We start from the raw sequence: 23,639 nt of genomic DNA, 5'->3' as shown, positions 1-23,639 counted from the left end.
CTCAGCAGATGGGTCGCGCGGATCGATCGCGCAGGTTCGGCTATTTGCCTGAACACTAGTGTTAGATTAATGGTTGATGGCGGTACCGTGTCAAGCTTTCGGCGGTTGACCCGCGGTTGTGAGGGAGGTGCGATGTCCGGTGATTCCGCCACGGTGCGCCGTGGGCGCCCGCCGCAGACGCAGGAGCAGGCCGAGGAGGTCCGCGCCAGGATCGTCGAGGCGACCGCCGCCGTGTTCGCGCGCAACGGTTCGCGCGGGTTGAGCGTCGCCCAGATCATCGAGGAGGCCGGGCTGGCCAGGCCCACCTTCTACCGCTATTTCGGCAATGCCACCGAGCCGCTGCACGCGGTGCTGACCGCGTCCAACGACGGTCTGGTCGGTGGGATCCGGCAGGCGCTGACCGGCACCGACGAACCGGTCCAGCTGGGCATCCGGCTGATCGACGCCTATGTGGACTGGGCTCGCGGCCACGGCCCGATGCTGCGTCCGCTCTTCGCCGAGCTCCACGACCCCGGCTCCCCCGTCTCGGCCTACCGCGAGCGCGCCCTCGACGACATCCGCGACCTGGTCCGCAAAACCTTCGGTGAGCTGGGCCGCCCTGTGCCCGCCCCGCTCGATATGGACGCGGCCCTGCATGTCTGCGAATACATCGTCTACCGGCTCACCGCGGGCACCGAACCCGGCAGCGATCCCGATCCGGCGCTGGATTCCGAAGCCCGCGTCACCATGATCCGCGTCCTGCTGGTCACCCTCGGCACCCGCGACGACCTCGCCTACGCCATGGAACTGCCCGGCCTCTTCCGCGACGCCTGACCCGCGCTCACCCCGGAACCAGCTCCGCCGCGCCTGAAGTGTTCGGCGAGGGCGACGCCGATGGCGCGGAGTGCGTCGGGGTCGGTCATCCGTTCGTGCCGGACGGGAACGCGGTGTTCGGTGATCCGGCCGGTGATGTGGTCGTGCCAGGCGAGAGCCGGTGCGGCGCCGTCGTCGGTGTCGTCCGCGGCGGAGCTGAAGTAGATCAGGTCACCGTCGAACAGTTCCGGACGGTGGTCGCGGGTGTGGTCGACGAGCCGCGTGTAGTCGCGGTGCAGGGTCGCCAGATGGTCGGGGGTCAGGGCGGTGAAGAGGCCGCCTTGCCGGTGCAGCAGCTCGGCCGCGAGCTCCAGGGTGGGCTCGGCGGGAAGCTCGGCGGCGGTGAGGCCGCCGAACTCGGTGAGCAGGTCGACGGCGGTGGGTGTGGGAGTGCGGCTGCTGCGGTCGGTGACGACGCGGGTGTCCATCATGGCCAGGGTCGCGACGGATTCGCCGTCCCGGCGCAGCTGGACGGCGATCGCGTGGGCGATGGTGCCGCCGAGCGAGTAGCCGAGCAGGTGGTAGGGGCCGTGCGGCTGGACGGACCGGATCTCCCGGACGTAGCGGGCGGCGAGGTCGTCGAGCGAGTCGAACCGTGCGGTGGGGTCGCTCAGCGTCGGAGATTGCAGCCCGAGGACGGGACGGTCGTGGTCGAGGTGCTGCACGAGTCCGCTGAAACCCCACGCCACTCCGACGGCCGGGTGGACACAGAACAGCGGTGGCTCGGCTCCGGCGGCACGCAGCGGGAGCAGGACCGAGAGTGCGTCGCCGGGTTCCTGTTCGTCGAGGCCGCGCAGGCGGGCGTCGATGCGGCGGGCCAGCGATTGCGGTGTCGGATCGGTGAAGACCCATTGGATCGGCACGTCGGCACCGGTCGATTCCACCAGCCGCGCCACGAGTTGGGTGGCGGCCAGCGAGTTTCCGCCGAGGGCGAAGAAGCCGTCGTCGACGCTGACGCGTTCCATGTCCAGAGTCCCGGCGAAGGCGTCGCAGACGGTGGCCTCGAGCGGGGTGGACGGCGACCGGAACCGGGCGGGTCCCAGCTCGGGTGCGGGCAGGGCCTTGTAGTCGAGTTTCCCGGTGGGGGCCAGGGGGATTCGGTCGAGGGTGAGGATGGCGGTGGGGATCATGTGCGTGGGTAGCCGGGTCGCGAGGTAGCCGGTCAGTGCGCCGGTGTCGGGTGTGGTGTCGGGGACGGGAACGACGTAGCCGGTGAGCTGGTCGGTGCCGTTGGGATGGGTATGGACGGTGACGGCGGCGTAGGTGATGTCGGGGTGGCTGCGCAGCGCGGCTTCGATGTCGCCGCGTTCGATGCGGTGGCCGTGGATCTTGAGTTGCAGGTCGCTGCGGCCTTTGTAGTGCAGTGTCCGGCCGGCGGTCCAGGTGACCAGGTCGCCGGTGCGGTACATCCGTGTCCCCGGTGGTCCGTAGGGGTCGGCGACGAACCGGGCCGCCGTGGTGGTGGGCTGCCTGTGGTAGCCGCGAGCGAGGCCGGGTCCGGAGACGTACAGTTCGCCCGCGACGCCGGGTGGGACGGGGCGCATCCTGCGGTCGAGGACGACGGCGGTGAATCCGCGGGTCGGGCCGCCGAAGGTCATCGGGCTGTCGTCGGTGCTGGTCCGGGGAGCGTCGGCGCAGCTCATGATGGTGGTTTCGGTGGCGCCGTAGGAGTTGATCACCGTGCGGCCCGGTATCCATTGCCGGGCCAGGGCTGGTGGGCAGGTCTCGCCGCCGAGGATCAGGGTGCGCAGGGTGTGTAGTTCGCCGGGAGGCAGCGAGGCGAGCACCGTCGGGGTGAAGGCGGCATGGGTGACGCGTTCGGCGGCGATCGTCTCGGCCAGTTCGGCGCCGGCGACCACCGCCGCGGGGGCGAGAACCAGGGTGGCGCCTGCCGCCGCGGCGCTGACCAATTCGAGAACCGAGACGTCGAAGGTCAGCGCGGCGGCGGCCAGTACGCGCGAGTCTGGGGTGAGGCCGAACCGGTCCCGCGTTTCGGCGGCGAGATCGGCGATCCCGCTGTGGGTGACCAGCACACCTTTGGGAATCCCGGTCGAGCCCGAGGTGTAGATCAGGTAGGCCGGATGCTGTGGCCGCAGCGGGCTCGTGCGGTCGGCGTCGGTGATCGCGGTGGGCGACGCCGACGCTGTCGCCACGGCGAAGGCGGGGTCGTCGAGGGCGAGCCAGCTCGTGGTGTCCGCCAGCAGCTCTCGGTGGGCGGACAGTGTCAGCCCCACGGCGGCACCGGAATCGGTGAGGATGCGGGTGATCCGGTCGTGCGGATGGGCGGGGTCGATCTGGACGAACGCGCCGCCGGATTTGGCGACCGCCCACACGGCGATCACGGTGTCGAGAGAGCGCGGTAACGCGATGGCCACCAACGATTCCGGTCCTGTCCCCGCGTCGATCAGAACCCGGGCCCATCGGTTGGAGGTTTCGTCGAGTTCGCGGTAGGACAGCCGGACGCCGTCGCAGACCACCGCCTCGGTGTCCGGCGTCATCGCGGCCGTCAGTACCTGCGGCAACACCGACGTGACCACGCCGGGCCTGCCGCGAACGGGTACCAGCGTGGCTCGCTCGACCGGCGAGAGCAGTTGCAGCCGGCTCAGCGGGAGGTCGATGTGTTCGGCGATGGTGTCGAGCACGCGCAGCATCCGGTCGGCGAAGACGTCGATCTGGTTCTGGGTGAACAGTTCCGGCAGGTACTTGAACGTCAGGTGCACCTGGGTGTCGTGGTGGACGACGAGGCCGAGCGGGTAGTGCGCGGCGTCGCGGCCGTGCACGTCGAGGACATGCATTCCCGCGATGTCGGTGTCCGCGGACAGCCCCGCCCGATCCACCGGATAGGACTCGAGGACGGTCACGGTGTCGAACATCGCGCCGGGCCCGGCCGCGCGCTGGATCTGCGCGAGCCCGAGGTGCTGGTGGTCGAGCAGCGAGGCTTGCTCGGTCTGGACGCGCCGCAGCAGCTGGGCCAGGGTTTCGCGGTGGTCGAGCCGGATCCGGACGGGCACGGTGTTGACGAACAGCCCGACCATCGATTCGATACCGGGGATCTGCGGGTGACGCCCGGAGACGGTGGTGCCGAAGACCACGTCCTCGCGGGCGGTCGAGGTGGCGAGCACGATCCCCCAGGCTGCTTCGACGACGGTGTTGAGGGTGGCCTCGTGCCGGTGGGCCGCCGCGATCAGGGCGGCGGTGCGCTGTTCGCTCAGCCGCACCCGGACTTCGCGCGCGGCGACGGTGGTCCGGCGGCCGCGGTCCGCGGGCGCCAGCAGGGTCGGCTCGGCGATGTCGTCGAGTGCCCGTGCCCACGCGGCTTCCGCCACGTCCTGGTCCTGGGCGGTCAGCCACCTCAGGTAGTCGCGGTAGGGGCGCACCGGGGGCAGCATCGTGGCGTCGCCCGCGCCCGCGTAGAGGGTCAGCAGTTCCCGGATCAGCAGGGGCGTCGACCAGCCGTCGACGAGGATGTGATGCATGCTCACCAGCAGTCGGTACCGCTGGGGCGCGGTGCTGATCAGGGTCAGCCGAAGCAACGGCGCCGTGGTGAGGTCGAAGCAGTCGCGGCGGTCGGTGTCCATGAGCTGGTCGAGCGCGGCCTCGATGTCGTCGCGCTCGGTCCAGTCGAGCTCGGTGAACGGCACGTCGACGTACCGGTGCACCACCTGGACCGCGTCGCCGATGCCCGTGCGCAGGAACGCGGTCCGCAGGTTCGGGTGCCGTCCGAGGAGCGTCTGTGCCGCGCGGCGCAGCCGGTCCGGGTCGACGTGCCCGCCGAGTTCCACCCACAGTTGCACCAGGTAGGCGTCGATGGTGCCGTCGGCGAGCTGGGCGTGGAACAGCAATCCCGTCTGGAGCGGTGTGAGTGGCCAGATGTCGTCCAGCGCCGGACGTCCGGCCTCGAGCTGGTCGATCGCGCCCTGGTCGAGGTCGGCGAGGGCGAGGTCGGAGGGAGTCAGGCCGCCTGCTCCGGGCCGGGACGCGTGGGTGGCCAGCGCGGTCACCGCGCCGCGCCACATGTCGGCGAGCTCGGTGACTTCGGCGGCGGTGAGCAGGCCGGTCGGAAACTCCCAGGCGGCGGTCAGCGTCGGCCCGTCCGCGGTGTCGATGGTGACCGCGTTGACGCCGAGCAGGGCGGCGACAGGTGCGTCGGGGTTCTGGACGCTGCCGCCCTCGGTGTCGTCACCGGCGGGCACCCACCCGATATCGCGCAGCGCCGCGGGGGTGGTGTCGAGCCGGCCGAGATAGTTGAAACTCACCTGCGGGGTGGGCAGTTCGCGCAGGACTGCAGCGGTCTCGGCGTTGAGATAACGCAGCAGCCCATAGCCGATCCCGCGGTGGGGGACCTGCCGGAGTTGCTCCTTGACCGACTTGACGACCGCCGCCGCGGACGCCCCGGCGGCGAACGCGTCGTCGATGTCGATATCGGACAGGTCGAGCCGCACCGGGTAGTTGGCGGTGAACCACCCGATGGTGCGGGTGAGGTCGGCGCCGGGGAGCACGGTGTCATGGCGGCCGTGGCTTTCGAGAGTGAGCAGCGTCTCGGTGACAGTGTCGCCGCGGCGGCGCCGCCACCGGGTCAGCGCCAGGGCGAGCCCGGCGACGAGGGCGTCGTCCACATTGCCGTGGAACGCCCGGGGCAGGGTGGTGAGGACGGCGCGGGTCACCGCGGGAGGGAGCGCCACCTCGACAGTGGCGGCGGTGGCTTGCACGTCGACGGCCGGATCGATCGAGCGGGCACCGAGCGGTGGATCGGCCGCGCCGAGCGTGGACCGCCACCAGTCGAGTTCGTCGAGGCCATCGGCGGCGGTCTCCAGCGCGTGCGCCCAGCGGCGCATCGAGGTGCCGACCGGGGCGAGCCGCGGCCGTTGACCGACGCTGCGCTGGGCCCACGCCGCGGCGAGATCGGGAATGAGGATCCGCCACGACACGCCGTCGATGATCAGATGGTGTGCGACGACGAGCAGCCTGCCCGGCTGCCCCGCCAGGTCGAACCAGACCAGCTGCAGCGTGATCCCGGCCGCGGGATCGAGGCGCTCGGCCGCGGCATTCGCCTCGGCGTCGAGCAGCGCGGCGAAGGCGCTGCTGCCGGGCGCCGCGTCCACCGGCACGCGCCGGATCAGTTCGCCGGCGGGCGGCGCGGTCGGCTGTACCCGCAGCGCCCAGCCCGAGGGATGCGCGGGTTCCGGGTGCAGGCGGGCCCGCAGCATGTCGTGATGGTCGAGCACCGCCTGGACGGTGGCGTCGATGCCGGCGGCGTCGATGCCGGTCGGCACGGTGAGCAGCACCCACTGGCAGAACCGGTCGAAGCCGCCGCGTTCGAACATCCAGCACATGATCGGCGTCAGCGGTATCGGCCCCACACCCCCACCGGGCAGTTCCGCGGGGAGGGCGGTTGCCGCCGCGCTGTCGTCGAGAACGGCGATCTCGGCCAGCCCGGCAACGGTTTTGCGCTCGAACACCTCGCGCGCGGAGAACGCCACACCGGCGGCCCTGGCCCGGGTCACCAACTGGATCGACATGATGCTGTCGCCGCCGAGGGCGAAGAACGAATCGTCGAGACCGACCGTGTCGATGCCGAGCACCTCGGCGAACAGTCCCGCCAGCGTCGTCTCCACCTCGGTGGCCGGTGCCCGGAATTCGGCTCGACCGGTCGTGAAGTCCGGGGCGGGCAGTGCGGTGCGGTCGAGCTTGCCGTTCGCCGTCACCGGCAGCGTATCGAGCACCACGACGGTCGCGGGCACCATGTGCGAAGCCAGCCGCTCGCCGGCGAACGCGAGGATCGCGGCCGCGTCGAGGTCGGCGATGGGCTCGGGCTCCACATACCCGATCAACCGATCGCCGATGACGGGGTCCCGATGCAGCGTCGCCACCGCGTCGGCCACGCCCGGACAGGCCACCAGAGCAGCTTCGACCTCGCCGAGTTCGACGCGGAAACCACGAATCTTGACCTGGAAATCCGACCGGCCCACATAGTCGAGCGCCAGACTCCCGTCCGGCAGCCGCAGCCACCGCACCAGGTCGCCGGTCCGATACATGCGCTGTCCCGGGCCCGCGAACGGATCGGCAACGAACCGCGACGCGGTCAAACCCCTCGCGTTGCGGTAACCGCGCGCCAGACCCGGGCCCGCCAGATACAACTCCCCGGTGACCCCGAGCGGCACCGGCCGCAACCACCCGTCGAGCACGACCTGCCCGGTCCCGCGAATCGGTCCGCCGATCGTCACCGCCACGCCCGGCGCCAGCGGCGGACCGGCATCGGTGAGAATCGTGGCCTCCGCCGGACCGTAGGCGTTGAAGAAGCTACGGCCCGGTGCCCACCGCGACACCAGTTTGGGTGAGGGCGCCTCGCCGCCGACCACGACGGTGCCGAGGTCATCGAGCCCGTCCGGATCGACCGTCCCCAAGGCCGCCGGAGTCATCACGGTGTGGGTCACCTTCTCGCGCAACAGGATCTGCGCCAGCTCGCCCCCGCCGTAGACGTTCGGCGGCACGATCACGAGTCGCCCGCCCGCCCCGAACGCCCAGAGCTGTTCCAGCACCGCCACATCGAAACTGGGTGATGCGAAATGCAACACCCGGGCACTCGGCCCGATGCCGAATCGCGCACATTGTTCGGCCACCAGATTCGCCACACCTCGATGCGACACCATCACCCCCTTCGGCACACCTGTCGAGCCGGATGTGTAGATCACGTACGCCGCGGTGCCTGCCCGCACCGGCGATGTTCGCTCCGCATCGGTCACCTGCCCCGCTGGCACCTCCGCGACCTCCGCGGCGAACGCCGGCTCGTCGAGAACCAGCCACCGCACCTGCCCGGGCAGCCGAGCACACCACTCCGACAGGGTGATTCCCACCACCACACCCGAATCGGAGAGCATGTGCTCGACCCGGCCTGCCGGGTACTGCGGATCCACCGGTACGAACGCTGCCCCCGACTTGACCACCGCCCATACCGCCAGAACCGCTTCGACCGATCGCGGCAATCCCACCGCGACACTCGCCTCCGGCCCCACCCCCTGACCGATCAACACGCGAGCCAGCCGATTCGACTCCGCGTCCAGCTCGCCGTAGGTCCACCGCCGATCCCCGCAGACCACGGCGACCGCCCCCGGATCCCGCTGCACCGCTGCCGCCAGCAACTCCGGCAACACCTGCTCCGGCAGCGCCGGAGCACCCGACACCGGCGCCAGCTCCCGGCGGTCTGCCGGGGCGAGCAGATCCAGCCGGGCCAGCGGCAGATCCGGGTCGGCGACGGCGGCGCCGATCACGTGCAGAACCCGCTGCAGGGTCGCCGCCATCGTGTCCTGGTCGAAGAGTTCGGGCAGGTACTTGATTTCCAGGTGTAGTCGCGTGTTGTCGATGCGCGCGACAATGCCCAGTGGATAGTGCGCGCCGTCTGTGCCGGTCACGTCGACCAGCCGCATGCCGGCGATATCGGTGTCCGCGGTCAGCCCACCACGATCGATCGGGAAGGATTCGAACACCGTGATCGTGTCGAATACCGTCCCCGGCCCGGCCACCCGCTCGATGTCGGTCAGGCCGACGTAGTGGTGCTCGAGCAAGGCGGCCTGCTCGGCCTGGATCCGGTCGAGCAGCTGCCCCACGCTCTCGGCGGGGTCGAGCCGCACGCGCACCGGCAGGGTGTTGATGAACAGCCCGATCATGGATTCGATGCCCGCGACCTGTGCGGGTCGTCCGGATACCGTGGCGCCGAAGGTCACATCGTCGCGGGAGGTCAACGCGCCCAGCACGATCGCCCATGTCATCTGGATCACGGTGTTGACGGTGATGCCACGGGCCCGCGCGAGGTCGGTCAGCGCCGCGGTCTGTTCCTCGGTCAGTTCGCCGAGCACCGCACGCAATCCGGTGTATCGGCGGCCGGGGTCGGCCGGGGCCACCAGGGTCGGTCCGTCGGTGCCGTCGAACGCGCGCGTCCAGGCGTCGAGCGAGGCGGCCGGGTCCCGCCCGGCGATCCACGCCAGGAAGTCCCGATAGGGACGGACATCCGGCAGTATCGCGGGGTCGCCGTCGGTGGCATAGAGGATCAGGAACTCCTTGAGGAGCAACGGCGTCGACCAGCCGTCCAGCAGCAGATGGTGATTGGTCAGCACCAGCCGGTAGCGCTGCGGCCCCGTGGTGACCAGCATCCAGCGCAGCAGCGGGGCGCGAGCCGGGTCGAAGCGGGTCGCCCGGTCCGCGGCCATCAGCCGATCCCACTCCCGACCGCGTGCCTCGTCGTCGAGCCCGGACAGGTCGAACTCCGACCAGGGGGCCTCGGCGTCGTCATCGACCACCTGCACCGGTCCCGCGGCGGTGTCGGCGACGAAGGCGCTGCGCAGATTCGGATGCCGGTCGAGCAGTACCCGCCCGGCTCGGCGCAGCCGCTCCGGATCGACCTGACCGCGCAACTCGAGGACCAACTGCACCAGGTAGGCGTCCATCGAATCCTCGGATACCAGCGTATGGAACAGCAAACCCTCCTGAAGCGGAGTCAACGGCCAGACGTCGCTCACTGCCGGATAGCCTGCTTCGAGTCGCTCGATCTCGGACTGCCCGAGCCTGACCACCTCGAGATCCGACGGCGTGCGGCCGCCGGTCCCGGCGCGGTGGATGTGTGTCGCCAGCGCGGTCAGTACCCGGGACCACGATTCCGCCACCTCGCGCACCTCGTCGGCGGTGAGCACCCCCGCGGGATACGACCAGACCGCCCGCAACCGTGGCCCGCCCTCGCTGTCGACGGTGGCGGCGTGGATGTCGAGCGCCGTCGACACCGGCGTATCCGGATTCTGTGCACCGGTGAGATCGTCCATCGGCATCCATCCGGCCGACGGCGTTGTTTCGGAGACATAGTCGAACCTGATCTGCGGCGTCGGCAGAGTCGCGAGTATCGGTCCGGTCTCGTCGTCGAGGTACCGCAACAAGCCGTAGCCGATTCCGTGATCCGGGACCGCCAGCAGCTGCTCCTTGACGGACTTGACCGCCGCGCCCAGTGCGGGGCCACCGGCACCCGCGTCGTCGAGATCGATGCCCGAAAGATCCAGGCGCATCGGGTAACTCGTCGAGAACCGGCCGACCGTCCGGCTCAGATCCGAGCCGGGGACGGCGTCTTCCTCGCGACCGCGCCCTTCGAGACCGATCACCACATCCGTGCGCGGGCCGCCGGCGGCTGCCGTCGCACGCTCGCGCCGCCACGTCGTCACCGCTATCGCCAGTGCGGCCAGCAGTCCGTCGTCCACGCTGCCGTGGAATGCCGCGGGCACCTCGGTCAGCAGCGCCTCGGTCACCTCGGCAGAGACTTCGACTTCGACCGTGCGGGTGGTGGCAGCCATGTCGATCGCGGGGTCGAGAGGCCGGGACCCGATCAGCGGATCTTCCCCGGCTGTCATCGCTTGCCACAGTTCGAGTTCGGCGACCCGCTCCGGACGTCGGGCTGCCTCGACCAGCCCGTGCGCCCACCTGCGCATCGATGTCCCGACCGGGGCCAGGTCAGGTAGCTCGCCGGAGGCCATCCGTGCCGACGAAGCCGCGAGGTCCCCCACAAGCACCCGCCAGGAAACCCTGTCGATCACCGAATGATGCACCAGCACAAGTACTCTGCCGGGTTCCCCGGCGTCGGGCGGATCGAACCAGACCACCTGCAGGACGGTCCCGGCGCCCGGATCGAGCCGGTCCGCGGCGGCATCCAGCTCCGCCGACACCGACGCACGGAACTCGACGCTTCCCGGCCTTCCCGCCATCGCCACCCGATGGACGACATCGTCGGCCCGAATCGCCCCGACCGGCAGCACCTCCCACGTCCAGCTCCCGTCGTCGGCCGCGCCCAGCCGCGCGCGCAGCATGTCGTGCCGATCGAGGACGGCCTGCACCGCGTCCGCCAGCCGCGGCCGGTCGATCCCCACCGGCAGATCCAGCACTACTCCCTGCGAGAGGCGGTCGAACCCCGACTCCGCCCGTTCGATCAGCGATCGCATGCTCGGCGTCAGCGGCATCGGCCCGACACCCCCGCCGGGCAGTTCCGCCGGAAGGCCGGTCGCCGCGGTGTTGTCGCGGACGGCGATCGCGGCCAGTCCGGCGACCGTTTTGCGCTCGAAGACGTCGCGTGCGGAAAACACCACACCCGCCGTCCTGGCTCGGGTGACCACCTGGATCGACATGATGCTGTCGCCGCCGAGGGCGAAGAACGAATCATCGAGACCGACCGTGTCGATGCCCACTACGTCGGCGAAAGCTTCGGCGATCGCGCGTTCGATCGGTGTCCCGGGCGCCCGGAACGGTGTGTGATCGGCGAATACCGGATCCGGCAATGCTTTACGGTCCAGTTTGCCCACCGGCGTCAGCGGAATCCGCTCCAGCACCATGATCGAAGCCGGAACCATATAGGACGGCAACCGGCCGTCGAGGTACTCGATGAGCGTCGTCGTATCCACCGAACGACCGGGTGCGGCAGCGACATACGACACCAGCGATACCGCCCCGGACTCGCGGTGATGACCGATGGTCGTGGCGAAACCGACCGTCTCGTGCGCAGCGAGCATCGTATCGATCTCACCGAGCTCGATCCGCAGACCACGAATCTTCACCTGGAAATCGGATCGGCCCAGATGCTGAATCGTCCCATCGGCCGTCCACCGGACCACATCACCGGTGCGATACATGCGGTCACCAGGCATCCAGGGGCACGCGACGAAACGCTCGGCCGTCAGCGCCGCCCGGCGATGGTATCCACGCGCCAGCAGCGGCCCCGCGACATACAGTTCACCCGCCACCCCGACCGGCACCGGCTGCAGCCGCTGATCCAGCACCCATTCCGACACCCCGCGAATCGGGCTACCGATCGTGACCAGCTCCCCCGCCACCAACGGCGCGCTCTGGTTGGTCGTGATCGTGGCCTCGGTCGGACCATATTCGTTCACCATGTCGCGGGTGCCGCCCCACCGCTCGACCAGCTCGGTGCCGTAGTCCTCACCACCGACTGCCAGGTGTCCCCAATCCGGCAGTGGCCACCGGGTGTGGTCGATGGTGGACAGTGCGGTGGGCGTGATGAGGACGTGGGTGACGTGTTCGTGGTCGAGGAGTTCGGCGAGTTCGTCGCCGCCGTAGACATCGCTGGGTGCGATGACCATGGTCGCGCCCGCGCACGTCGCCAACAACAGTTCCAGGACCGACACATCGAAGCTGGGCGACGCCAGATACAAAGTCCGGGAATCGGAATCGATGTGCAGGGCGATCTGGTGCTCGGTGGCGCAGTTGCCGAGTCCGCGATGGGTGACCGCGACACCTTTGGGTAGCCCGGTCGAGCCGGACGTGTAGATGACGTAGGCGATATCGTCGACATGCAGCGGGCGCACCCGGTCACTGTCGGGCACCGGACGGTTCTCCCCCTCGTCGAGATCCTCCGGTGTCAACCACTCGATATCGTCGGGCAATTGCGCGCGTACCGCGGCTACCGTGAGACCGATTGTGGTTTTCGAATCGGCCGTCATGTGCGTGATGCGTTCGCCGGGGTGAGTCGGGTCGATCGGCAGGAACGCGGCGCCCGACTTGGCGACAGCCCACACCGCGAGCACGGAATCGGTGGAACGGGGCATCCCGATCGCGACAACATCCTCCGGACCGACACCGCGTTGGATCAGCAGCCGGGCCCATCTGTTCGAACGCTCGTCCAGCTCTTGATAGCTGAGCTGCTGCCCCTCGAACACGATCGCGATGGCGTCGGGATCCCGTGCGGCAGCCGCGGTCAGCAAGTCGGCCAACGTGGTCGGCGTCGTCATGGGCGCACCGGAATGTGCCAGCAGATCGGCTCGCTCGGCGGAGTCCAGTATCTCGACGGCCCCCACCGACACCGTCGGATCGGTGGCCACCGACTCGAGTATCCGGATCCACCGCTGCATCAGAGCATCGATCGTGCCGGGGTCGAACAGATCCGTGGCGTAGGTGACCGCCACGGCCATCTCGCCGCCGACGTGGTTGTCCGACAGCACCAGCTGCAGGTCGAAGCGCGACACTTCGTTGGGCAGGTCGAGCACTGCGACGTCGAGACCGGGCAACGTCAGCCGCACCTGTTCCAGATTCTGGAATGCCAGCATGACCTGGAACAGTGGGTGCCGGGACGGGGAGCGGTGCGGAGCGAGTCGATCCACCAGCTGTTCGAAGGGAACGTCGGCGTGTCCGAAGGCATCCAGATCGGTCTGCCTGATCCGGTCGAGCAGGTCGGTGAACGATTCATCGAGATCGATCTCGGTCCGCAAGACCAGGGTGTTGACGAACATGCCGATCACGTCGTCGAGTTCGGCCGCGCCGCGTCCGGCGACCGGTGTGCCGATCGGAATATCGGTGGTGCCGCTCAACCGGGCGAGCAGCACCGCCAGCGTGCCGTGGATCACCATGAACAGGGAGGCATTGTGTTGCCGCGCGAGCGTTTCCAATGCCTGGATCACCTCGGCATCGACCGTGTAGCCGATGGTGGCGCCCCGATGGGAGGCCACCGCCGACCGCGGCCGGTCAGCCGGTAGACGAAGTTCCTCGGCGACTCCGTCCAGCATCGCCGTCCAATATCGGATCTGCCGGGCGGACAGCGATTCCGGATCGTCGGGCGAACCGAGGACCGCTCGCTGCCACAGCGCGTAGTCCGCGTATTGGACAGACAGCGGTGTCCACGAAGGGATTTCGCCGCGGATCCGGGTGGTGTACGCGGTCGTCACGTCGCGAGCCAGCGGTGTCATGGAGAAACCGTCCGCGGCGATGTGGTGCACCACGACGGCCAGTACGTAGACGGGCTCCTCGCTCCCGGCGGCACGGAACAATCGGGCACGGACCGGCACCCGAACGCTGACGTCGAAGCCTGCGGCCACGAATTCGGTGATCGCCGCGTCGAGTTCGCTCGACGACACCGAGACCAGTGCCAGCTCGGGCTCCACCTCGTCGGCGGGTTCGATCAGCTGGATCAGTGTTCCGTCGTGATCCGGGTACCGCGTCCGCAAAGACTCGTGCCTGCGCAGCACGTCGACCATGGCCGATCGCAGGGCGTCGACGTTCAGCTCGCCACGCAGCCGGATGGCGATCGGCACATTGTAGGCACCCGAACTGGTGTCGTACTGGTTGAAGAACCACATCCGCTGTTGGGCCGGAGCCAAGGGCACGAGATCGGGGCGGGGCCCGGCGATCAGCGGTGGGCGTCGTCGCCCGGTGCCGGAATACTGCGCTATCTGGGCCGCGAGCGCGGCTACCGTGGGGGCCTCGAACAACACCCGCACCGGAATCTCGGTATCCAGTGTGGCCCCGAGTCGTGCTGCCACTCTGGTCGCGACCACGCTGTCGCCGCCGAGGGCGAAGAACGAATCGTCGAGGCCGACCGCGTCGATTCTCAACACGTCGGCGAAAGCTTCGGCGATCATGCGTTCGATCGGTGTCTCGGGCGCCCGGAACGGCTTGCGGTCGGTGAATACCGGATCCGGCAATGCCTTTCGGTCCAGCTTGCCCACCGGCGTCAACGGAATCCGCTCCAGCACCATGATCGAAGCCGGAACCATATAGGACGGCAACCGGCTGACGAGGTACTCGGTGAGGGCCTTCGTATCGATCGAACGCCCCGGCGCGGCAACGACATACGACACCAGCGAGGTGGCACCGGACTCGCTGTGATGGCCGATGGTCGTGGCGAAATCGACCGTCTCGTGGGCAGCGAGCGTGGCATCGATCTCGCCGAGCTCGATGCGCAGACCACGAATCTTCACCTGGAAATCGGATCGGCCCAGATGCTGAATCGTCCCATCCGCCGTCCACCGGACCACATCACCGGTCCGGTACATCCGTTCACCAGGTATCCACGGGCACGCGACGAAACGCTCGGCGGTCAAATCGGCGCGGCGGTGGTATCCACGGGCCAGCAGCGGTCCCGCGACATACAGTTCGCCCGCCACCCCGACCGGTACCGGTTGCAACCGCTGACCCAGCACCCATTGCGAGACACCGCGAATCGGGCTACCGATCGTGACCAGCTCGCCCGCCACCAACGGTGCGGACATCGTCGCGGCAATAGTGGTCTCGGTGGGCCCGTACTCGTTGAACACGCTACGGCTGCCATTCCAGCGCTGGACCAGTTCGCTGCCGTAGTTCTCGCCACCGACCAGCAGATACCGCAAATCCGGTAGCGGCCAGCGGGTGTGGTCGATGGTGAACAATGCCGTGGGTGTGATGAGGACGTGGGTGACCTGTTCACGATCGAGCAGTGCGGCGAGTTCGTCGCCGCCGTAGACATCGTGGGGTGCGATGACCATCGTCGCGCCGGCACACAAAGCCAGCAGCAATTCCAGTACCGACACATCGAAGCTCGGCGAGGCCACATGCAAAGTACGGGAATCGGATTCGATGCGCATCGCATTCCGGTGCTCGATGGCGCAGTTGCCGAGTCCGCGATGGGTGACCGAGACACCTTTGGGCAGCCCGGTCGAGCCGGAGGTGTAGATGACATAGGCGATATCGTCGACACGCAGCGGGCGCACCCGGTCACCGCCGGCGACGGGAAGGTTCTCACCCTCGTCGAGATCCTCCGGTGTCAACCAGGTGATGGTGCCGGGCAGCCGAGTTCGCACCGACGAAACCGTCAGGCCGATCGCGGTTTTCGAATCGGCCAGCATGTGCGTGATGCGTTCACCGGGGTGGGTCGGATCGATCGGCAGGAACGCTGCTCCCGATTTCGCGACAGCCCACACCGCGAGCACGGATTCAGGGGAACGCGGCATACCGATGGCGACAACATCCTCGGGGCCGATACCACGCTGGATCAGCAGCCGGGCCCATCGATTCGAACGCGCGTCCAGCTCCGCATAGCTCAGCCGCTGCCCATCGAAGACGATGGCCGCGGCCTCGGGATCATGCGCAACGGCCGTGGCCAGCAAGTCGGCCAGCGTGGTCGGCGGCGCGGTCGGTGCACCGGAGCGTGACAACAGATCTGCTCGCTCGGCGGGCTCGAGGACTTCGATCATCCCGACCGGCACCGTCGGATCGGTGGTCACCGACTCGAGTATCCGAATCCACCGGCGCATCAGAGAATCGATCGTCGCCTGGTCGAACAGATCCGTGGCGTAGCTGATCGCTACCGCCGTCCCGCCACCATCGTGGTTGTCCGACAGCACAATTCGCAGATCGAGTGGAGTCACCTCATCGGGCAACTCCTCCCGATCCGGATTCTGGAATGCCAACAGCACCTGGAACGCGGAATGCCGGGACTGCGACCGCTGCGGAGCGATGTCGTCCACCAGTTGTTCGAACGGGACATCGGCATGCTCCAAGGCATCCAGATCGACCTGTCCGACCCGGCCGAGCAGATCGGCGAACGATTCATCGAGATCGATCTCGGTCCGCAAAACCAGCACGGCTCCGCCACGCTCGGCGACCGGCATGCCGATCGGAATATCGGTCGTACCGCTCAACCGGGCGAGCAGCACCGCCAGCGTGCCCTGAATCACCATGGGCAGCAACGAACGATAGTGCCGCGCAAACCTTTCCAGCGTCAGCAGCAACCCGGCATCGACCGGATAGTCGACAGTGGCTGACCGCGTGGACAGCACAGCAGGCCGCGGCCTGTCGGTCGGCAGCCGAAGTTCCAGGGGAAGATCTGCGAGCGTGGCTCGCCAGTACGCCAGATCCTCGCGTCGGCGCCGTATCCCGGCGCCGTGGCGCGCGCTCTCGGAATGCACCTGCCCGAGGGCAGTGTCCGGCGCGGCGTCCGCGAACGCGTCGAGGAACTCCGTGAATCCGGTGTGATGTGCGGAGAGTTCCGGCTCGGTGTAGCGGTTGGGGTTGGCCAGGAAGTGGAGGATCGTCTCCGGCGGGTCTCCGGTCTGATACACGTCGACCAGCAAATCGTCGACCGGGCCTGAGCTGAGTATGTGGAATTCCGCGGTCATCGACCCGAGCCGGAGTTCCTGGGGGAAGAACATCACGTTCACCACCGGGCCGGCGAAACGCCGCTGCCCGTTGCTCCCCGCGGCGGCGCGAATGTCGGCCAGGCCGCAGCGCTGATGCCGCAGGGCCCCTATCAGGTCGGCCTGGACCCGCCGCACCAGCGACGCGACCGTGTCCCCAGGGCCGAGCACGATCGGAAGCGGCACAACGTTGACGAACACTCCCCCGGACCGCCGCAATACCGCGGTGGTGCGCCCCGAAACGGGAATATTGACCACGACCTCGTCCCGGCCGGTCATCCGGGCCAGATAGGTCCCGAATGCCGCGATCACCACCGCGGCCGGGGTCGCCTCCAGCAGTGCCGCGGAATGACCGATCCGTCCCACCGTCACGGTGGGCAGTTCGGCTTTCGCGACCACACTGTCCGCGCTCGCGGGGGCGGACCCGACGGCCAGGCTGGACTCGAGCTCGACATCGGCGAGTCTGTCCACCCAATAGGCCTGGTCGCTGGTGAACCGCGTCGACTCCCGGTAACTGCGGTCGGCCTCGTAGAGAGTGCGCAGGTCCGCCGCCCGATTCGGCTCGGCTGTCCGGCCTTCCACCGCCGCGGTATACAGCGCCGCGACCCGGTTCACGATCGTCATCGCGGCGTAACCATCCACGGCGACGTGGTGAACCCTGAGGTACCAGAGGAAATGCCGATCCCCGACCTGCACGACCACCCAGGCGACCAACCGGTCCCTGGTCATATCCAACGGTGTGGTGTACTCCCGGCGCATCCACTGCAAGGCCGCCGCCATGGGATCCGGTTCCCCACGCAGATCGATGAGCGGCCCCCGCGACGCCAATGCCGGGTCGAACAACTGATACGGCTCTCCGTCGACCTCCACCAGCCGCAAATAACCCGATTGAAATTCGTAACCCGTTTGAATCGACACCGTACGCAGTATCTCGAGATCCAGATCCCCATGGAACTCGAGATACTGCGCCTCGCATATCGGCACGTCCGGGCTCCATTGTTGCGCCAGCCACAGCCCCCGCTGCCCCGCCGACAATGGCACCGGCCGATTACCCCGGTCTGACGGAAACTGTTGTCGCGCAGTGGTCATCAGCGGCCTCCAGAACCCACCGCGCCAGTGTAAGCCGACTGATCGGCCGCCGTGTACCCCGGACCGACGATCCTGACCGCGAAGTAATGAATAAATTTACGAAAGCGATATGCAGCGCGACTTCGATACCCCACTGCAATTACTTCGACGCCCAATTGCAGGGTGCATCTGCAACACTCACGGTCGCTTTTACTCCCCCGAACCAATGATCTGCTCGATATTGCGCTCAGCCAGCGCGCTGATCGTCAACGACGGGTTCACCGTTCCGGTGCTACCGGGCACCGCCGCCCCGTCCATGACGTACAGGCCCCGATAGCCGACTACCCGGCCGTATCCGTCTGTCGCGCGTCCGATCACCGCGCCACCCAGCGGATGTGAGGTGAACGAGGCGTCCCCGCTCGCGACCGGCGGGCCGATGGGCACGCAGTGGCAGGCCGCGGCGATCTTGTCGTTGACTTCCTGAGCTCGCGCGAGGTAGCCCGCCTGGCCGTTGGGCGGCCACTGCAGGTTCACCCGGCCGTCGGCCGCGTTGTAGACGAACCGGCCGCGGGTGTCGTCGAGCACCATGCCCAGCGATGCGAGCGTGCCGACGTCGAACGGCAGCGCGCCGGGGATGAACCAGCTCTCCAGCGACACCGGTGCGCCCGCCTCGTCCAGAATCCGGCTCGTGGACGGCGCGCCTTGGGTGCCCACCTCGAGTGAGGTCAGGGGCCGGGCCAAGCCGACATCGCCGTTGCTGCCCCAGCCCTCGCCGATGTGCTCGTTCAGGTTCGGCAGCGCGCCGGTGTCCCGCGCGCGCACCAGCAGCTCGGAGGTGCCGATCGAGCCCGCACCGAGAAACAGCTTGTCGCAGGTCAGCGTCCGGGTTCGGAGCACCTCTCCGGTAGGTGCCAGTTTGGTCACGCTGACGACATAACGACCCGGCCCGCCCGGTTGGTGCGCGATGGCGTCCACCCGGTGTCCGGGGTAGATCCGGGCACGACCGGTGGCCTCGGCGTAGCGCAAGTAGTTCTGGTTGAGATCGAACTTCGCGCCGTTGGAATTGCCGAGGTTCGAAAAGCCGACCGTCGCCGACGGCAACGACCTTCCGGCCAGCTCGTCGCGGAGGATGTGCCAATTCCACATGCCATCGATGCGCTGCGGCGTATAGCCCGCCGTGCGGACCTGCCCGTCCCAGGCTCGCGCGTGCGCGAACGCGATGGAGTGGTAGAGATCGTCGGGTATCGGGCTCGGCCGCAAGGTCTCCCGGACCCTGGGGTAGTAGACATCGCGCATCTCGCGGTAGTCGACCACACCACCGAACACCTGGTCGAAGAACCGCTGCTCCGGTTCGACCATCACTCCGGTGAACACCACCGAGCCGCCGCCGACACACGCACCGCGCCACACGTCGATGCCCGGGTAATCGGTGATGTCGAGGACCCCGCCGAACGGATCGAGCGCGATGGGCCTCCCGGTCACGGCGGTGAAGGCGGTGCGCTGCCAGAAGCCACGGCCGTCCGGAAACGTATCGACGGCGAAGATGTCACGCCAGAGATCATTCGGCCAGCGCGACCCGCGCTCCAGCACGGCGACCTCGGTCCCGGACTGGGCCAGGCGCAGCGCGGCGATCGACGCCCCGAATCCCGATCCGATGACGATCGCGGGCACATGGTCGGCCGGATCCGGCAGCGGCGCGAAGATCTCCGGCACCAGTGCGCGGTACACCAAGGCATGGGGGCCGAGGCCGTAGTCTTGCGCCCACGCCGCGGACGTGCCCGTGGACGTGCCCGTGGTCAGCATCGTCGCCGCCAGGCCGACACCTTTGATGAATCCGCGCCTGTCCATGGTGCACCTCACCTGAGCTGAAGGCTTGCCGATTCAGGCTAGCCGAGAATTAGCCAACCGTGCCTGAGGCGCTCTACCATGGGGAGATCTTGCGTGGGAGGTGACGACGATGTTGACGCGCGCATGGTTTCGGTGGCTGATTGTCCATCGCATGACTCGGACCTATCTCCTGATGGCGTTGCGGCGCGGCGATCCCCTCGCGCAGATCCTGGCCGGACCGGATCGCGGGCGCGGCGCGCCGCGCTCCATCGAGGAGATCCGGCAGCTGGGCCGGATGCCCACCGTCTCGAAGGTGCGCGTGACCGCGGACCACGAAATTTGCAAGCTCATCCTGCGGGACCGCCGCTTCGGCGTGGTCACGCCCAATAATCAGGCCCTGCCGCAGCTGATGCGCTGGGTGTTGACCAAGACGGATCTGGAACTTCCCAACCTCGCCGAACCTCCCTCGATGCTGGTGACCGATCCGCCGGAACACACCGTCTACCGCCGCTTGGTCGGACAGGCCTTCGCGCCGAAGGCGATCGCCAAGCTCAGGGAGCGGGTTGTCGAAGTGACCGATGACCTGCTCGACAGCATGAAATCGGCGCCGCGACCGGATCTGATCGACGAGTTCTGCGAGCGGCTGCCCATCGCGATCATCGCCGAGCTGCTCGGGTTGCCCGACGACATGCATTCCACCCTGCTGCGGTGGGGCGACACCGGTGCGCCGCTGCTCGACCGAGGCCTGACCTGGGCCACTTTCCGCCGCGCCGTCGAGGACATGGCCGAGGGGCAGGCGTATTTCGACGAGCAGATCGCCCGGCGCACCGAGGACCCGGGCGACGACGTGCTCAGCACGCTGGTGACCGGTGGCGAGCTCACCCACCGCGAACAGGTCGCCAACGCGGCCCTGCTGCTCGACGCCGGATTCCTGACGACGGTGAACATGCTCGGCAACGGAATCGCCCTGCTGACACGACATCCGGACCAGCTGGAAATGCTGATGGAGCGGCCGGAGCTGTGGCCGGGCGCGGTCGAGGAGATCCTGCGCTACGACGGTCCCATCCGGATCACGGGCCGCATCGCGAGCTCCGACATCGACATCGCCGATCAGCACGTCGAATACGGTTCCTTTGTCCTGCTGTTGCTGGCGGGCGCCAACAAGGACCCCACCGTCTTCGCCGAGCCCGAACGATTCGATGTGACCAGACCCAATGCCGCGGAACATCTCTCGTTCAGCGGCGGGGTGCACAGCTGCCTGGGATCCAGCCTCGCCCGCCTGGAAGGCACCATCGCGTTGCGAGCCCTCTTCGAGCGCTACCCCGACCTGCATCTGGACGGCCCCCCGATCCCGCGCGGCCTGGTGAACCTGAACAGCTACCGCTCCATGCCCGCCATGCTGCATGCCGCCTAGCGCGCTGCACACAGAATCTCCACAATTGGCGACGCAACCCTCCACACCCGCTCGCTAGGGTCTGACCATGGAATTCAGTGGGGGCGGGTCAGGACAGCCCGCGCGGCGGATCCTCGTCGTCGACGACGAGGTGACGATCGCCGAGTCGGTCGCGGCGCGGTTGCGGGCCGAGGGGTTCGCGGTCGACCTGGCGCACGACGGTCCGGGTGCGGTGGCAGCGGCCGCCGCGGGGGAACCCGATCTGGTGGTGCTCGATGTGATGCTGCCCGGGTTCGACGGGCTCGAGGTATGCCGGCGCATCCAGGCCGACCGGCATGTCCCGGTGCTCATGCTGACCGCGCGCACCGACGAGACCGACCAGTTGATCGGGCTCGGTGTCGGCGCCGACGACTACCTGACGAAACCGTTCTCGATGCGGGTGCTCGCCGCCCGGGTGCACGCCCTGCTGCGGCGGGTCGAGCGGGCCGCCGAGCGCGGTGACAGCGCGATCGTCGTCGGTGATCTGCGCATCGACCTCGACGAGCGGCGCGTCTGGCGCGGCGCCACCGAGGCCAGGCTGACCCCGCTGGAGTTCGATCTGCTCACCCGTCTCGCGCAACGGCCGCGGGCGGTGCTGGCCAGGGAGCGGCTGCTCGAGGACATCTGGGATTGGTCGGACGCCTCGGGCACCCGCGCGGTCGACAGTCACATCAAGGCGTTGCGCCGCAAACTCGGCGCCGATCTGATCCGCACCGTGCACGGTGTCGGCTACGCCTTGGACGCGCGATGAGCGAGGTGGCGGGCGAGGCGCCGCGCAGGTTTCTCGATCGGGTCGCCGACCGGATGCCGCGACCGCTGGACCCGCTGCGCTCGATCAAGCTGAAGCTGGCCGTGCTCATGGTCTGTTCCGGTGCGGTGGCGTTCGCCTACTTCTGGTTGCGGATCGGCTGGCTGCCGACGTTCACCACGCTCACCGCGATGATCATCGCGCTGATCACCTCGCAGTTCCTCGCGCACGGCATCACCCGCCCGCTGCGCGAGATGACCGCGGCCGCGCGGCGAATGGCGCACGGCGACTACAGCTTCCGGGTCAGGGCCAGTTCCCGTGACGAGGTGGGTCAGCTGGCGACCGCGTTCAACCAGATGGCGGCGGATCTGGCCGCGGCCGATCGGCAGCGCCGCGACCTCATCGCCAATGTCTCCCACGAATTGCGGACGCCGGTGACGGCGCTGCACGCGGTGCTGGAGAACATCGTCGACGGGATCAGCGAACCCGATCCGGCGACACTGCGCACCGCGCTGGCGCAGACCGAACGGCTCGGCCTGCTCGTGTCCGAGCTGCTCGATCTGTCCAGCATCGAGGCGGGCGCGTTCACGCTGGACCGGGAAAAACTGCCGCTCGCACCGCTGTTGGCGGAGGTGATCGCCGAGGCCGAGGTGATGACGGCCGCGCTCGGTCGCGGTGTCCGCTTCACCACCTCGATCGAACCGGCCGACGCCACCGTGCACGCCGACCGGGCCCGGCTGCACCAGGTGCTGTTCAACCTGCTCGACAATGCCGCCAGGCACGGCCCGGCGGGCGGCGAGGTCCGGGTCTGGGCGCACACCGTGCCGGGGGCGACCGTGCTGGAGATTTCCGACGACGGTCCCGGCATCCCGGAAGCCGACCGCGCCACCGTCTTCGACCGCTTCACCCGGGGCGGCCGCACCGACGGCGGCGGGACCGGCCTCGGCCTCGCCATCGCCCGCTGGGTGATCGACCTGCACGGCGGCACCATCGCCGTCGCCGACCCCGGCTCCCGCATCCGCGTCGTCCTGCCCACCGACTGATCCGACCGCTCCAGGCACACCATCCCGGACCTCAGGTCCCGGGACGATCCAGCACACCCATGTGAGGGGACATCATGACCGAAAAGCCCGCCACCCCGCGAACACCCGACGGACCGGAACCAGCAGTCACCGTTGCCGAGAAGCCCGCCCCCGGCACGATATCGCCTGCGGGACAGAGCAGTACCGACACACCACAGCCGTGGACCGCGGGCTGGCAGGCCGCCGCCACGACGTCCCCGGTACGCCCCATGCCCCCACTACCTCCGCCACCACCCCCGACCCCACAGCGCTGGCAGTGTGTCGCCCGACCGGCCGGTGTCCTCCCCGCCGCCGCCGTGGCCGGAATCGTCGGCGCGACAGTGATTCCGGTCGACCGCCCCGGCATCGGCTGGCTCCTGGCCGGCGGCGTCATCGCCGGCGCCCTGTGCGTCGTCGACTACCGCGCCCGCTCCCGCAACACCGTCAGCGGCAATGCAGCGGAACCGGCTGCCGAAACGGCCGCCGCCACGGGGAACCCGCAGTCAGCCGACAGCACAGCGGCAGGTACGTCCGCCCTCGCGGTGACCGATCCAGCGGACTCATCTGCTGCTGAACCGACAGCACCCGACAGCGACGCGCAGACAGCCGTGGCGACCGGGACGACAGGTGCGGCTACTGCGGAGGTGCAGGCCGCGGCGCAGAATCCCGCTGGCAACGCTCAGGATGCCGCGTCGACATCGGCTGTCGAGGGGTCAGCCGATGTC

General features: G+C 68.7%; 6 protein-coding genes and 1 pseudogene. 5 read left to right on the top strand and 2 right to left on the bottom strand.

What is annotated here, in order from left to right; genetic code table 11:
- The first annotated feature begins 132 nt into the window (after positions 1 to 132).
- Positions 133 to 813 carry a TetR/AcrR family transcriptional regulator gene (locus ACFWF2_RS23205; RefSeq protein WP_379309535.1) on the top strand — a complete coding sequence of 227 codons (681 nt, stop codon included), beginning with the start codon at positions 133 to 135 and terminating at the stop codon, positions 811 to 813.
- Here the strand turns inward: ACFWF2_RS23205 and ACFWF2_RS23200 are convergent.
- Positions 774 to 17,867 (bottom strand): amino acid adenylation domain-containing protein, encoded by a 17,094-nt coding sequence (locus ACFWF2_RS23200; RefSeq protein ID WP_379309534.1) that lies wholly within the window; start codon positions 17,865 to 17,867, stop codon positions 774 to 776. The genes ACFWF2_RS23205 and ACFWF2_RS23200 overlap by 40 nt on opposite strands.
- Positions 17,868 to 18,056: 189 nt before the next feature.
- Entirely contained in the window at positions 18,057 to 19,694 is a 1,638-nt protein-coding gene (locus tag ACFWF2_RS23195; protein WP_379309533.1) for a GMC oxidoreductase, read from the bottom strand.
- Between the two features lie 151 nt (positions 19,695 to 19,845).
- On the opposite strand from ACFWF2_RS23195, the gene ACFWF2_RS23190 reads away from it, so the two are divergent.
- The 4 genes and pseudogenes from ACFWF2_RS23190 to ACFWF2_RS23175 all read left to right on the top strand — a co-directional run.
- Complete coding sequence (locus tag ACFWF2_RS23190) at positions 19,846 to 21,087, top strand: cytochrome P450 (RefSeq protein WP_379309532.1); 1,242 nt, start codon at positions 19,846 to 19,848, stop codon at positions 21,085 to 21,087.
- 67 nt (positions 21,088 to 21,154) lie between these two features.
- A complete protein-coding gene (locus tag ACFWF2_RS23185) occupies positions 21,155 to 21,856 on the top strand; it encodes a response regulator (RefSeq protein WP_379309531.1) in 702 nt (233 codons plus the stop codon).
- Positions 21,853 to 22,896 carry an ATP-binding protein gene (locus ACFWF2_RS23180; protein WP_379309530.1) on the top strand — a complete coding sequence of 348 codons (1,044 nt, stop codon included), beginning with the start codon at positions 21,853 to 21,855 and terminating at the stop codon, positions 22,894 to 22,896. Before ACFWF2_RS23185 ends, ACFWF2_RS23180 begins: the two co-directional genes overlap by 4 nt.
- Before the next feature lie 74 nt (positions 22,897 to 22,970).
- Positions 22,971 to 23,639, top strand: a pseudogene (locus ACFWF2_RS23175) (hypothetical protein); the annotation flags it as partial.

The organism is Nocardia sp. NPDC060259, assembly GCF_042728775.1.
GTDB lineage: Bacteria > Actinomycetota > Actinomycetes > Mycobacteriales > Mycobacteriaceae > Nocardia.
Note: the sequence above shows the minus strand (reverse complement) of the source record. Positions and strands in the feature narration are given on the sequence as shown.

Bases quoted from the DNA above. Each gene is read 5' to 3' on its own strand.
- ACFWF2_RS23205 (WP_379309535.1), top strand. From the start codon at position 133: ATGTCCGGTGATTCCGCCACGGTGCGCCGTGGGCGCCCGCCGCAGACG.
- ACFWF2_RS23190 (WP_379309532.1), top strand. From the start codon at position 19,846: ATGACTCGGACCTATCTCCTGATGGCGTTGCGGCGCGGCGATCCCCTC.
- ACFWF2_RS23195 (WP_379309533.1), bottom strand. From the start codon at position 19,694: ATGGACAGGCGCGGATTCATCAAAGGTGTCGGCCTGGCGGCGACGATG.
- ACFWF2_RS23185 (WP_379309531.1), top strand. From the start codon at position 21,155: ATGGAATTCAGTGGGGGCGGGTCAGGACAGCCCGCGCGGCGGATCCTC.
- ACFWF2_RS23180 (WP_379309530.1), top strand. From the start codon at position 21,853: ATGAGCGAGGTGGCGGGCGAGGCGCCGCGCAGGTTTCTCGATCGGGTC.
- ACFWF2_RS23200 (WP_379309534.1), bottom strand. From the start codon at position 17,867: ATGACCACTGCGCGACAACAGTTTCCGTCAGACCGGGGTAATCGGCCG.